The 13,955-nt window shown below is 37.2% G+C and carries 13 protein-coding genes; 2 read left to right on the forward strand and 11 right to left on the reverse strand.

The features are described 5' to 3' along the window. Positions 1-280: 280 nt before the first annotated feature. Positions 281-988, reverse strand: coding sequence for a flagellar basal body L-ring protein FlgH (flgH, locus tag CYP43_RS05815; protein ID WP_072594280.1), 708 nt, complete (start codon positions 986-988; stop codon positions 281-283). Positions 989-1,056: 68 nt separating this feature from the next. Between flgH and pta the strand changes: the two genes are divergently transcribed. Together pta and CYP43_RS05825 are read left to right on the forward strand one after the other, a co-directional pair. Continuing rightward, on the forward strand, positions 1,057-2,424 hold the full coding sequence (gene pta, locus CYP43_RS05820) for a phosphate acetyltransferase (protein ID WP_103582842.1): 1,368 nt from the start codon (positions 1,057-1,059) through the stop codon (positions 2,422-2,424). Position 2,425: 1 nt separating this feature from the next. Then, complete coding sequence (locus CYP43_RS05825) at positions 2,426-3,622, forward strand: acetate kinase (RefSeq protein WP_103582843.1); 1,197 nt, start codon at positions 2,426-2,428, stop codon at positions 3,620-3,622. 125 nt (positions 3,623-3,747) lie between these two features. On the opposite strand, the gene lpxD is transcribed toward CYP43_RS05825, so the two are convergent. The 10 genes from lpxD to CYP43_RS05875 all read right to left on the reverse strand — a co-directional run bounded on the left by lpxD (position 3,748) and on the right by CYP43_RS05875 (position 13,953). Further along, complete coding sequence (gene lpxD / locus CYP43_RS05830) at positions 3,748-4,701, reverse strand: UDP-3-O-(3-hydroxymyristoyl)glucosamine N-acyltransferase (RefSeq protein WP_103582844.1); 954 nt, start codon at positions 4,699-4,701, stop codon at positions 3,748-3,750. Then, positions 4,701-5,162 carry an acetolactate synthase small subunit gene (ilvN, locus tag CYP43_RS05835; RefSeq protein WP_223154400.1) on the reverse strand — a complete coding sequence of 154 codons (462 nt, stop codon included), beginning with the start codon at positions 5,160-5,162 and terminating at the stop codon, positions 4,701-4,703. Before ilvN ends, lpxD begins: the two co-directional genes overlap by 1 nt. Positions 5,163-5,167: 5 nt before the next feature. Beyond that, entirely contained in the window at positions 5,168-6,862 is a 1,695-nt protein-coding gene (locus CYP43_RS05840; RefSeq protein WP_258032182.1) for an acetolactate synthase large subunit, read from the reverse strand. 270 nt (positions 6,863-7,132) lie between these two features. Next, positions 7,133-8,140, reverse strand: coding sequence for a tRNA 2-selenouridine(34) synthase MnmH (mnmH, locus tag CYP43_RS05845; protein WP_103582846.1), 1,008 nt, complete (start codon positions 8,138-8,140; stop codon positions 7,133-7,135). Next, complete coding sequence (locus CYP43_RS05850; protein WP_103582847.1) at positions 8,127-8,609, reverse strand: HIT family protein; 483 nt, start codon at positions 8,607-8,609, stop codon at positions 8,127-8,129. Before CYP43_RS05850 ends, mnmH begins: the two co-directional genes overlap by 14 nt. Beyond that, positions 8,609-9,394, reverse strand: coding sequence for an indole-3-glycerol phosphate synthase TrpC (trpC, locus tag CYP43_RS05855; RefSeq protein ID WP_103582848.1), 786 nt, complete (start codon positions 9,392-9,394; stop codon positions 8,609-8,611). The genes CYP43_RS05850 and trpC overlap by 1 nt, the downstream gene beginning before the upstream one ends. Then, a complete protein-coding gene (locus tag CYP43_RS05860) occupies positions 9,391-10,626 on the reverse strand; it encodes a tetratricopeptide repeat protein (RefSeq protein ID WP_180998649.1) in 1,236 nt (411 codons plus the stop codon). Before CYP43_RS05860 ends, trpC begins: the two co-directional genes overlap by 4 nt. Positions 10,627-10,634: 8 nt before the next feature. Further along, positions 10,635-11,000 carry a YkgJ family cysteine cluster protein gene (locus CYP43_RS05865; RefSeq protein ID WP_103582850.1) on the reverse strand — a complete coding sequence of 122 codons (366 nt, stop codon included), beginning with the start codon at positions 10,998-11,000 and terminating at the stop codon, positions 10,635-10,637. Continuing rightward, entirely contained in the window at positions 10,997-11,704 is a 708-nt protein-coding gene (locus CYP43_RS05870) for a tRNA1(Val) (adenine(37)-N6)-methyltransferase (protein WP_103582851.1), read from the reverse strand. The genes CYP43_RS05865 and CYP43_RS05870 overlap by 4 nt, the downstream gene beginning before the upstream one ends. Beyond that, on the reverse strand, positions 11,701-13,953 hold the full coding sequence (locus tag CYP43_RS05875) for a vesicular transport factor Uso1p (protein WP_103582852.1): 2,253 nt from the start codon (positions 13,951-13,953) through the stop codon (positions 11,701-11,703). Before CYP43_RS05875 ends, CYP43_RS05870 begins: the two co-directional genes overlap by 4 nt. Positions 13,954-13,955: the final 2 nt, after the last annotated feature.

The raw sequence follows: 13,955 nt of genomic DNA on the forward strand, positions 1-13,955 counted from the left end.
AGCAAAAAATTATTTTATAAAATTAATATTTATAATTAAATAAATTTTAACTAAAAAATCTAAAATCCCCTTTTTGCGATATATTTTCAAAATATAAAAAATAATATTTTGAGGAATTTTATTTTGTTTTGATAAATTTTCAATATTTTAAGTATATTATTCTGAAAATAAATATCAACTATAATTTTTAAAAATTTAGCATATTTAAGGCGAGAGAAATTTTTGAGATATAAATTTTTAAAAGCCCAAATTGATTAAATTTTAGGCTTTTAAAGTTGCATTAAAATGGCCAGATAGCTTCCATAAGCCTTGTACCCCAAGGTTTTTTGGTAGATTTGTCTAGCTCGCCCTCTGTTTTATACAAAATTTTGGCATCAGCTATGTATTTTGAGTCAATTTCGTTGTTTTGTGAGATGTCGTAAGGTCTGATGACACCACTTACTTGCATGATCTGCTTTTCACCATTTATAAGTAGCTCGCGACTACCCTCGATGAAGTAATTGCCATTATTTAGGATTTTTATAATCCTAGCTGAAATGGTTGCGGTAAATTTCTCGCTTCTATTACTCGTGCCACTTCCTGTAAATTTGTTTCCACCACCTGCTTTAAAGCCGATGTCGCCGTATTTGTTTAGATTATCAGCTATATTTGAAAGTGGAGCGGCTCCAGCCGTAAATACACCGCCACCAAGCGAGATAGTGCTATCTTTGTTGGTACTTTTGCTACCAGTTGAAGTTTGGCTTGCATTTTCTGAGATAACGATAGTCACGATATCATTTACATTCATAGCCTTTCTGTCTGAAAAAAGAGGATTTTCGCCCTTTCCAAAGAGGCTGCCAGCATTGCTTTGTCCGGTGCCACTATCTTTTGAAGGGAGTTGCTCGACATAAACCGGGGGTTTCATATTGATATGAGGATCAGCGCTTGGTGTGCAACCAGTGCAAATAATGCCCGCAGATAAGACGAGCCAAATCGTTTTATGGTTCATAAAAAATGCCTTAAAATAAGTATCTTTGTGCTAAAATTAAGCAATTTAAGTTCCTAAAAAGGTCGCAAATGAAAAGTTGTTACGTTTTTACAGACAAAAATTTAGCACATCTGCAAGAAATTATAGCTACAAAATTCAAAAAAGTTGAGATTTTTAAGATAATCCCAGATGAAAACGATAAAAATAACTTAATAAATTCAAATGAAAAAGAATTTTTTCTAAAATTTATAGATAAATTTGAAGAGTTAAAAGCCAAAAGCGACTTTGTCATAGTCCTTGGCTGTGAGAGCTTTAGTGTCTTTGGCAAAAGCGAGCTAAATTTAAAGCTAGCTAGAAATTTAAACGCACCAGTTTTTGATGAAAACGCAAGCGAGCTAAAAGCGCTAAATCCAAACTCAAAGCTTCTAATCACCGATAAGATAGATGAAATTTTAAACTATAAAGCAGATATCATCACGCCATTTAAATTTCAAAGCTTGCTTCTAAAAAGAGCTAAAGTTGCAAACAAAACCGTTGTTTTACCAGAGAGCGACGATGAGAGAATTTTAAAAGCAGCTCACATCGTGCTAGAAAAAGGTGCAGCAAATATAATATTGCTAGGACTTGAAGATGAAATTTCAAAAAAAGCGACCGCTTTGGGGCTAAATTTAAGCAAAGCCAAAGTGATCAATCCAGAACAAAATGAGCTGACAGACGAATTTGCAAAGAAAATTTATGAGCTAAGAAAGCACAAAGGCGTGGACGAAGTCAAGGCAAACGCACTTGCTAAAGATAAAATTTACTTTGCTACGATGCTAATTCATGAAGGCATAGCCGATGCCTTGGTAAGTGGCGCTACGATGAGCACGGCTGATACGATCCGCCCAGCCTTGCAGATAATAAAAACAAAGCCAAATGTAAGTGTGGTAAGTGGGGCATTTTTCATGGCACTTGAAGAGGAAATTTTACTCTTTGCAGACTGTGCTGTCACGCCAAATCCAAGCGCAGATGAACTTGCTAGCATCACGCTAAGTAGTGCTCAAACAGCAAGCGCCTTTGGCCTTAACCCAAAGATTGCTATGCTGAGCTACTCTACGGCTGATAGTGGCAGTGGGGCTGATGTGGAATTTATAAAAGAAGCTGCCAAAAAGGCGAGCGAGCTTGATGCAAATTTAAAGATCGCAGCGCCAATTCAGTTTGACGCAGCAGTTGATCTAAGCGTGGCTAGTAAAAAGATGCCAAACTCAGAGGTTGCTGGGCATGCAAATGTCTTTATCTTTCCAAATTTAAACTGCGGAAACATCTGCTATAAAGCGGTTCAGCGAAGCGCAAACGCTCTAGCCGTGGGTCCGATACTTCAAGGGCTAAAAAAGCCAGTTAATGACCTAAGCCGCGGTTGCCTCGTTGAAGACGTGGTAAATACTATCTTAATCAGCGCCATACAAGCAGGAGAATAATATGAGAATTTTGGTTTTAAACTCGGGTAGTAGCTCAATAAAATTTCAACTTTTTGCAATGGATACCAAAACCAGTCTAGCAAGCGGTCTAGTCGAGCAAATCGGTAGCTCCAGCTCAAGAGCGGTACTAAAAGCAAATGGCGAAACCTACGAGATAAAACGCTTCATAAAAGATCACCATGACGGACTTGAGGCGATGAACGAGCTCTTTGTCACTTCACACACCTTGCACGATCTAAGCGAACTTGATGGTATCGGACATAGGATAGTTCACGGCGGCGAGAGCTTTTTTAGCTCAATGATCGTTGATGATAGTGTCATCAAAAAGATCGAGGAGATAAGTCCGCTTGCCCCACTTCACAATCCAGGACACCTTGCTGGCATTAAAAACGCGATGAAAGAGAGCAAAAATGTGCCTCACGTGGTCGTTTTTGACACGGTATTTCATCAAAGCATGCCAGAGTACGCCTACCGCTACGCTCTACCTTATGACGTTTGCAAGACTCATCACATCAGAAAATACGGCTTTCATGGCACATCACATAGATATGTTTGTAAGCAAGCGGCCAAAATGCTTGGTATAGAATTTGATAAATTTAATGCCATCTCGCTTCATCTAGGTAACGGAGCCTCAGCCTGTGCGGTACAAAACGGCAAAAGTATCGATACCTCGATGGGGCTTAGCCCACTTGAAGGGCTCATAATGGGTACAAGAAGCGGCGATATGGACCCAGCTGTAGTAATTTACTTGCTAAATATCGGCGTTTTAAAATGGAACGAGATAGATAACTTTTTAAATAAAAAGAGCGGACTTTTTGGAATTTGTGGCTCAAGCGACATGAGAGAGGTTGTGGCCAAAATGCAAGACGATGAGCGAGCAAAGCTTGCTTTTGAGATGTTTTGCTACCGAGTGAAAAAATATATTGGCTCATATTACGCCATTTTAGGACGCGTTGATGCACTTATATTTACTGGCGGTATCGGCGAAAATGCACCAAATACAAGGCAAAAAATTTGTGATGAACTAAAGCATCTTGGCATTCACATAAATCACGATCTAAATTTCCAAGACTTGCGAGGCGAGAGATGCATAGACGGGGATGACGCTAAGATAAAAACGCTCATCATCCCAACAAACGAAGAGCTAGAAATCGCGATAGAAACGGCTAGAGTAATAAAAGAGAGCAAAGCCAAATAAATAGATGTTTAAGCCAGACTTGATATATAAATTTTAAGCCTAATTAGTTTTAAAATAGAATTAGCATTATTTTTATACTACCAGATAAAAAGCTTTTGCGATTTTAAGCTCGCAAAAGCTTACAATCAATTTTTCTTAAAAAATCTCAAAATTTTTGCTTGGAGTTTAAACTGATCTGAAAGCTCCATTATCGGGTAAGCTCCAGCGTATTTTTTGCCACCAGGCAGGTCTTTACTAACGCCTCCACGTGCAGCGATCTGCGCGAAGTCACCCACTTTTACATGACCAGCTGAGCCGCTTTGTCCGCCCATTACGACGTTTCTGCCTAGCACTGTTGAGCCAGCAAGGCCAGTTTGTGAGACGATGAGGCAGCCATTTCCAAGTTCGCAGTTGTGACCTATTTGAACGAGATTGTCTATCTTTGTGTGGTTTGCGATCATCGTGCTTTCAAAGACGCCGCGATCTATCGTAGTGCAAGCACCGATCTCGACATAATCGCCTAAAACTACATTGCCATTGTGATAAATTTTTACATGTTCGCCAGTTTTTGTATGCGCATAGCCAAAGCCATCGCTTCCGATCACACAGTTTGCCAGCAGATGACACTCATTACCGATGACGCAGTCGTTGTAGATGACTACGTTTGGGTGGATGATGCAGTTTTTGCCAATAGTTACATTATCGCCCAAAAATGCTCCAGCCATGACTATCGTATTTTCACCAATGCTCACATTTGAGCCGATATAGACATTTGGCATTATCTTTGCACCCTTGGCAATATTTGATGGCTTTGGCTCACAAAAAAGCGGCTTAGCATAATCTTTGCTAAGCAAGGCAAATGCAAGGTGTGGGTTATCGCAGACAAGTGCGACCATGCCAGCTGGCACCAAGTCTAAAAGCGATTTTGTCACCAAGATGGCTCCAGCGTTTGACGTACTTATAAATTTTGCATTCTTCTCGCCATCACAGTATGTTAGCTCAGCTTTATTTGCATTTTTTAAAGAATTTAGAGCAAAAATTTCTATATCTTCTCCGCTAAAAGTAGCGTTAACTTTTAAAGCTATTTCACTTAGTTTCATCATATATCCATTATCACAGATCCGCCGCGTACGACGTCAACTGGGTTAAATTTCTTTATAGATTTTAAAAAGCTCTCTATCCTGCTCGCATCGTCAGCCACCATGACGACTATGTAGTTTTCATTTGTGTTTGTCACGATGCCGTTGTATGCCTTTAGTATTGCTTCAAGGCCAGCAAAATTTTCACCAAGCGGAATTTTTACGAGCGCCATCTCTTTTTCGACAAATTCGCCACTTTCTATAACTTTATATGTAGGTATGAGCTTGTGAAGCTGCTTTACGATCTGCTCCAAAACTCTCTCATCGCCACTTGTTACGATGCTTAGCCTTGAGAAGTTGCTCTCAGGTATTGGAGCAACTGTGAGCGTGTCGATGTTGTAACCCCTGCCCGCAAAAAGCCCAGAAATTCTAGCCAAAACGCCGTGTTCATTTAAAACTATAACTGATATCGTTCTTCTTATACTGCTCATTTTTCTTCCTTGCTCTTTAATATCATATTATAAATCGCAGCCCCTGCTGGAACCATAGGAAGCACATCCTCAAAGCGGTCGATCCTAACGTCGATCATCGCTGATTTTTTGCTATCGATCGCTTCTTTTAAAGCCTTTCTAAACTCATCCTTACTCTTGCAAACAAAGCCAACTCCGCCAAATCCTTCAGCGATCTTTACAAAATCAGGCTGCAAGCTAAGATCAGTCGATGAGTAGCGTTTTTCATAGAAAAATGTCTGCCACTGACGAACCATGCCTAAGAAGTTGTTGTTTAAAATGATGTTTATAACAGGCATATTTATCTCATGAGCAGTCATTAATTCTTGGATATTCATAAGTATTGAGCCATCGCCTGTAAAATTTATAACAAGATTGTCTGGTTTTGCACATTTTGCGCCGATCGCTGCAGGGAGGCCGTATCCCATTGTGCCAAGTCCGCCACTTGTGACAAGCTGTCTTGCTCGGTTAAACGGATAAAACTGCGCCACCCACATTTGGTGCTGACCGACGTCTGTTGAGATTATCGCATCAGCTCCTGCTATCTTCGCGGTCTCTTCGATGACCCATTGTGGTTTTAAGACCTTGTCGCTATCTGTGTAGCCAAGTGGATTTAGTTTAGAATATCTATCTAAAATTTCTCTCCAAGGTGCGTAGTTTTCAGGCTTTGCATTGACTTCTTCATAAAGCTCAGTTAGCACGTTTGTAAGATCGCCAACGATTGGATAGTGAGCGTTTATGATCTTTGAGATAGAGCTTGGATCGATATCGATGTGAATTATCTTTGCATGTTTGGCAAACTCATCCGTCCTGCCAGTGATCCTGTCACAAAACCTAGCTCCAAGCGAGATGAGAAGGTCGCACTCACTAAGTGCCATATTTGAAGCGTAGCTACCATGCATGCCTGCCATGCCTAAATTAAACTCATCTTTTGCGTCAAGTACGCCAAGAGCCATCAGTGTCTCGACTGCAGGAATACCTGTTTTTTGCATAAATTTACGGATGATATTGCTAGCTCCAGATGCGATCGCACCACCACCGATGTATAGAAGCGGCCTTTTAGCTTCATTTATCGCAACTGCTGCTTTTTTTATCTGTTTTGAGTTACCCTTATAGGTCGGTTTGTAACTTGGGATAGAAATTTCTTTTGGATATACAAAATCTCCAAGTCTTGATGTGATATTTTTTGGGATATCGATATGAACCGGTCCTGGACGGCCTGATCTTGCGATATAAAAGGCTTCTTTTATGATACGAGGTAGCTCTTCAACGCTATTAACTAAAAAGTTATGCTTAACACAGGGGCGTGAAATGCCGACTGCATCGATCTCTTGAAAAGCATCTGTGCCGATCATAAATGTTGGCACTTGACCACTTATAAGCACGATAGGAATACTATCACTATAAGCTGTTGCAAGGCCAGTGACTGCATTTGTAAAGCCAGGGCCACTTGTCACAAAAGCAACGCCAACTTTACCGCTAACCCTTGCATATCCATCTGCCGCATGTACGGCTGCTTGCTCGTGGCGAACCAAAACGTGTTTAAAATAAGTCTGCTTATATGTTTCGTCGTAGATATTTAAAGCTGCACCGCCAGGATAGCCAAAAACTATCTCAACGCCCTCTTCGTGCAAGGCCTCGCTTATCATCTGTGAACCAGAAATCTGTTTTATCATCACTTTAGCCTTTTGATAAATTTATCGCAGATTATATCCCAAAGCATTTTAAATCCATTTTAACTTTCTAGCGAATTTTAGGTATTGCTTTGATTTTATTGAAAAATTTTTAACCAGTTTAAAAGAATAATACAAAATATTTTACATAAAATTAAACATATTATTTTTAGTAAAATTGATAAATTTAAGTGAGCAAAGATTATAAAATTTTAAGAGCTAAAACTCATTTGTATAAATTTTAGGCTTAATTTTTTAATTAAAATAAGCCTAAAATTTTGCTTCATTTTTTATATCATTTAGCTTCTTAACGGCTTCGTCAAAGTTATCAGAATTTATGAAAACATTAATATTCTCATTTTTCTTATAGACTTTGTCGTAGTATTTTGTGAGTAAAATTTCAGCTACTTTAGCAATATCATTTTCATTAAATTTAGCTACGGCTTCATCCCTAGCCTCTTTATCGATAAATGGCGAAATTTTCTTTATGCATTCATCAAAAAAGGTCTTATCCACACTTTTATAATCGCTTGTGATGCATGAAATTCTATTTTCTAAACTTGCGCTCACTTCAATATTAATGCCACTACGCATCGCCTCATAAAGGCTCTTTGGAAGAGTAAGTGAGCCGATCCTTCTACTCTCGCCCTCGATAAAGCAAATTTCATCTTTTAGCGCGATGAGCTTTTCAAATAACGCATCTTCAAAGCTTTTTTGGCTCGGCTGCGCGCCATTTATCGCCCCAAAGACAGAGCCTAAATGATTTGCCATAGCTTCAAGGTCTATTGACGGGCTTAGAGTCCTTATTAGCTTACTTTTATAGCAGCCAGTATTTCCAAAAAGAGTGATAAATTTTGTGCTCAAAGGTCGATTTAGAAATTCTAAAACGTGATTTCTATAAGCTTTATAGCCACCACTAAGCCTAAAAACTCTATATCCTATCATGCTTAGAACATAGCCAATAGAATTTGATCTAAGCCCACCTTTAGCGCAGTAGATACCAATAGCTGAACCAACCTTGACTCTTTTATAAACCTCATCAATGATATTTTGTAAATTTTTACAGATATATTTTGCACCAAGGCTCTTTGCTAGGGATCTATCGCTTTTATAGAGCGTGCCTACCTCTTTATGTTCTGCATCATTTAAAGCATATAAATTTATGGCATCTTTTATGTGAGAATATAAAAATTCATGTGGCGATCTTGCGTCTATTAAAATTTCAAAAGAGCTTCTTTTCTCTAGCCACTGCCCTACATCAAGCTCAAATAACGGCACTAAACGCCTTTTTTAGTTTCTCAAAAAGTGGATAAAATGGTGTGCCATTGACTCTCACATCAGAGATAGTGGTTATAAAATTTGTATCTCCGCTCCACCTTGGCACAAGGTGATAATGCACATGCTCAGCTATGCCAGCTCCCGCTGCCTTGCCTAAATTCATACCTATATTTACGCCATTAGCATAAAGCTCTTTTTTTAAAATTTCAACTCCAAGCCTTACAAATTTACTCATCTCAAACCAAGTCTGATCATCAAGCTCTTCGATCTTGTCGGTATGCTGATTTGGTATTATCATAAAATGCCCTGGAGAATACGGATATAAATTCATAATCCCAAAACAATGTTTAGCTCGAAAAAGCACACCATTTTTATCATCATCATCTGAGTTTATAACATCACAAAAAACACAGCTATCTTTTTTAGTGCTAAAGTATTCGCTTCTCCAAGGGGCACAAAGGTGCTGCATTACTCGCCCTCCTTTATCTTTTTGACGGCATTTTTTATATCATCTTGTCTCATAAAATGCTCTCCTATCAAGAAAGCATCTACGCCTATTTTGCTTAGCTGCCTAAGCTGTTCATGCTCGTAAAGACCGCTTTCAGCGACTATTATCTTGCCATTTGGTAAAAGTGGTATGAGCTTCTCACAAAGGCTCATATCCATCGTAAAATCATCTAAATTTCGGTGATTTATGCCTATTATATTTGCTCCTGCAAATATCGCTTTTTTCACATCGCTCACATCATGTGTCTCGACTAATACCTCAAGACCCAAGTGGTGCGCGTACTCAAGTAGTTCTTTTAGCTCGTTTTGAGTTAATGCTTTTGCAATGAGCAGGATAAAGTCCGCTCCATAAACAAGAGCTTCTAAAATTTGATATTTATCAATAATAAAATCTTTTCTAAGGATCGGCCTTGATGCGTAGCGACGAACCTGCGTGATGTACTCGATGTCGCCTTTAAACCAATGTGGCTCAGTCAAGATACTAAAAGCATTTGCGTATGGCTCGTATTCCTGAGCGATTTTTATCGGTTCAAAATCTTCTCTTATCACACCTTTGCTTGGGCTGGCTTTTTTGATCTCAGCTATGATTTTTATCGGCTCATTTTGACTTGCTCTAAGAGCATTTAAAACATCTCTTGGCACGTATGGATTGTACGCGAGCGAGCGACCAAGCCACTCCTCAGGGAAGTCTGCTTTTCTTTTTTCAAGATCATCTTTAGTTTTTTTAATTATCTCATCAAGTATCATTTTTTAAGCCTTTTATTTAGATTTATTATACAGCGCTCTATTAGGTGCAAATGCTCTTTTGCCTCCTTTGAAGCTCTAAAATCAACATCCTTCATTGCATACTGCATAATGCTTTTTGCCTTTTTGCACTCACCAAGCTTAAAATATCCCCACGCTAGCGAATCCTCATAATAGGGCGACTCAGGCGAGATGGCAAGTGCCTTTTGCACAAGCTCTATACCTTTTCTAGGATCGATGTCATGATCTATCAGCAAGTAGCCATAATAGTTAAAAAACATATCATTTTCTAGTTTTGGCACGCTAGCTTCAAATTTATCTAAAATTTCAGCCATTTTTTGTTCATCTAAGTTGTCTTTATTCATCTCGTATTCGTAAATCGCGGCTTTTGCTAAAAAATTTAAATCCCTGCTATCGTTATAAATTTTAACAGCAAGTATGTATGCGTCACCGAAATTACTAGTCGCCGCATAAAGATCCATAAGCGCCATATCGTTGTAGCTATATTTTTTTAAAATTTCGATTGCTGCTTTGTAGTTTTTATCATAGATAAAAAACTGCACGATTTTATCAAGATAAGAAGTGTCGTGATTTAGCTCATAAAGCTCTTCAAAGAGTTCGATCACCTTTGGGAAATTTCTTTGCTGGGAGTAAATTTCAGCCAAAAGCTCGCAAGTCTTTAGCGTGCAGCCTTGTTCATCTCTAAATTTTTCAAGATATTTTGTAGCGTCTTTTATCTTATCCATGCGATTTATCAAAATATCAACGATGCGGAGCAAAATTTCTTCTTCTTGCTTTAGTGAGTATGCCTCTTCAAAGTATTTTAACGCAGTCGTTGTTTCATTTTGCATCATACAAATAGTGCCAAGCATGAGTAAATTTTGAGCATTTGGCTCTTTTGTAGCAAGCTCTTGCATTAAACTTTTAGCCTCATTTAGCTTTGAAAGATTTACTAAATTTGCCACCTTTATACGGATAAAATCGCTATCGTCTTTTAAGCTTTTTTCGCCTTCACTTATCAAAGCGTCTAAATTTTCATTTTTTGTAGCAAAGGCGAGTTTGATCGCCTCTTTTAAATAAGCTTTTTGATTTGTATCTTTAAAAATGTTTGAGTAAGCTTGAATGCTAGCATTCACATCTCCACTATCTTGAAACAATAAAGCCTGCATTAGACGTAAATTTATACTTTTATTATCGTCAGCCAAAAGTAGCTGCGAGTTAAAAAATACGCTCATAAAAAATACTAAAATTTTACGCCAATACATTCTGCTTTTAGCTCCTTTAAATTTTTTTTAAAATAATTCCAAAACGGAAAAGTCCTACACTGCTGTGGCCTTAGCTCATAGACTGAGCAGTTTTTATTTTTTTCATCAAAAAATATACAAGCAAAGCCATCTTCATAAGGCTTCTCTTTTATGCTACACCTTAGCCCAACTCTTATTAAAAACTGCTTTTCAAACTCATCTTTACTCATATGAAATGCAGTACAAAATTTTGAAATTTCTTCTTCATTTATCCAGATATATCCGCTCTCTCCCGTGCAACACTTACCGCCACAGCTCTCGCAAAAGCTGGCATCAAACTCATAGTTAAAGCCTTGCACCCTCACGCTAACTCCTGATAATCAACGCTGTTTGTGTCAGCTTTTTTAAAAATTTCAATCGCCTCTTTTGTATGCGAGCCATTTTCGCTCATTACCAAAGGTGGCAAAATTTTTAGCTTTGAGTTTGAATTATTTCTTACCTCAAATAAGGCTAAATTTGCTGGTTTATCAGCCTTTGTATGAATAAATTTTAGGCTTACTAAATTTAACTTAAACTCTTTTAGACACACTACAATCTGACTAAGATCATCAGGTGCATAGCAAAAAAACGCCCTTTTGTGAGGCTTTAAATTTACGCTTATACCTTTTATAAAGTCTTTTAGATCCAAAGAGCTTGTGTATCTACTAGCCTTTATATGCTCATCTTCGCTTTGTTTTGCACCCTCGTGATAAAATGGTGGATTTGATACGATGAGGTCAAATTTCTCACTATCTTTAAAATCTGCAAAATTAGTATTTATAGTTTCTGCCTCCAAGCCATTCTTACTGGCATTAAATTTAGAAATTTCACCATTTATTTGTAAGATATCAAGCAAGCTTAGGCTGGAATTTTTAAAGTCGCGTTTAAGCAAAAGCCCAAGTATCCCGCACCCTGCGCCAACGTCTAAAATCCTGCCTGAAAAATTTTTCAAACTTGAGCTTATAAAATCATAAAGTACCAGAGTATCGCTGTTGTAGCGATAGCCACTTTTTAGCTGAGCCAAGATCATCTATAAACCTTGATGATAAAGCCACGAGTGACATCTTTTACGATCACTTCTGAGCTAAAGCTGATCCTTGCAAAATCGCCAAATTCTTCTTTTATAAGCTCGGCTGCTGCCTTTGCACGCTCTTTGCCAACGCCATAATTTACATAGTTATTTAGCCTGCCAAGATCGTCTTTTTTGATGCTTTGAGCCACATTTGATGGGATGACAAAATTTTTCTTATCTACGATCGGAATTATCTCATAAAGGTAGTTTGAGTTAAATCTTTGTAAAAATTCGCTCACTCTATTCTTACACATCACGCTAACCTTATCTTTTGCATCCATGTCATCACACTCAAGGCTAGAGATCAAAACTAGCTTTGTTGGCGTCTCTGGCTTAGTTGTCGCCTGCAAGATATTTTTTAAATTTACATTTTCATTTTCGAGTTCATCTTGCCTATTTAAATTTTGTTCGATATCTTTTTGAAGTTCGATGATCTTAGCATTTACTGGACTTCCTTTTACGCTAGATGAACTAAGTTCATTTATTTTAGAATTTAACCTTTCAATCGTCTTATTGCTCTCGTTTAACTTATGTTTTGCACTTTCAAGCTCATTTTGTAAGCTTAGTAAATTTTTACTACCACTTTTATTACTATCAGCAAAAAGAGCCGACGTATCAGCTATCTTTTTTTGCAAAATATTTATTTGCTGACGCAAAATTTCATAGTTTTGCATATCGATCTTTAGCGTCCTTTTTTGAGCTTCTAGCTCACTTTGCTTTGCTGCTAGCATTTGACTTGTTTGCGTGAGATTATTTTCCAGCTCTTTTATCTTTTCATCTTTTAAATTTATCTTTGCACTTAAATTTTTTAACTCGCTGTCATTTAAACCAAGCTTTTGGGTCTGCAAAGAGATAGTTTGGTTTTGCTCAAATAAAGTTTTTAAAAATTTATTCGTCTTTGTATCAAGCGTCTTTAGCTCATCTCGTGCATTTTTAAAGCTCTCTTCACTTAAATTTAGCTTTTTATTTAGCTCACTTAAACTTGCATTTGCATCTAAATTTTGTTTCTCTAGCTTTTTATTTATCAAATTTACTCGCTCAAGCTCTTTTTTAAGCGAATTTATATTTTCATTTGCGAGTTTATTTTCCTGCTCGCTTTTAAGATTTTTTTCTTTTAGATCATTAAAACTTTTATGAAGTGCCGCAAGAGAGGCATTTAGCTCTAAATTTTTACCATTATAGTTTTCAACTGCCAAATCTTTTGAGTTTAAATTTTTCTTTATCTCATCAAGCTCATAAATTCTATCTTTTAAGGCAGTCTTGCTTGACTCAAGAGCCTCCTCAAGATCAATTATCTTATTTGCCTTTTTTGAAAGCTCATCCTCCATAACGCTTTTTTGCGTTTCAAAGCCATCAGTTAGTGCATTTATCTCTTTTTCGTAGCTAAATTTTTGTGTCTTAGCGTCATTTTTTGCTCGCTCGATCTCCTCTTTTAAAAGCAAAATTTCTTTTTTTTCGTTTTTATCTTTTTCATTTTGAGTATTTTCATACTCTTTTATTAGCGCGTCTTTTTGAGCCAGTGTCGTATTTAGCTCTATATTTTGCTCTTTTAAAGCTGTGTAATTTGCCTCAGCTGCCTCTTTAAATTTAGCAAAATTTGCTTCGATATCTTTTACCTTACTTTCATCACCATTTTTTGCCTCATTTATCGCATTTTCAAGGTCTATTATCTTTTTTTCATAGGCTTTTGAGCTCTCAATCATATCAGCTCGAGCTTCATTTAGCCGTTTTGTGAGAGTTTGTATATTTTCAAAGTGTTGTGCTTCAAGCTCGCCAAGTGTCTTTTGATTTTTCTCAACTATCTCATTTTTTTCATTTTCGATATTTTTTTTCATCTCTGAAATTTTACTTATAAAGTCTAAATTTTTCTCGCTGATATCGACATTATCAGTAGCTAAAATTTTATTTTTTTTACTTAGCTCACGAACTTGTTCTTGGAGTTCGTTTACATCATTTGATAAATTTTGATCGTTCGTTTCAGTAAAATTTTGGATATAGCTTTTTGGAGTTATATATCCGCCATATTCGTAAAGATCGTCTTTGCTGATATATTTTTGTCTCTCTTCTTCCGGTAAATTGCCAAAATTTATAGAATAAATCGTTTGATTAGTATCTTTTGGTGTCTCATCTTCTTTTGGAGATTTAAAAAAAGATAGGCAAAAGCCAACTACCAAACAAAAAATAGCTAGTAAAATTTTATTTATCAAGC

Origin of the sequence: Campylobacter concisus (assembly GCF_002913045.1) — a bacterium.
GTDB lineage: Bacteria > Campylobacterota > Campylobacteria > Campylobacterales > Campylobacteraceae > Campylobacter_A > Campylobacter_A concisus_AP.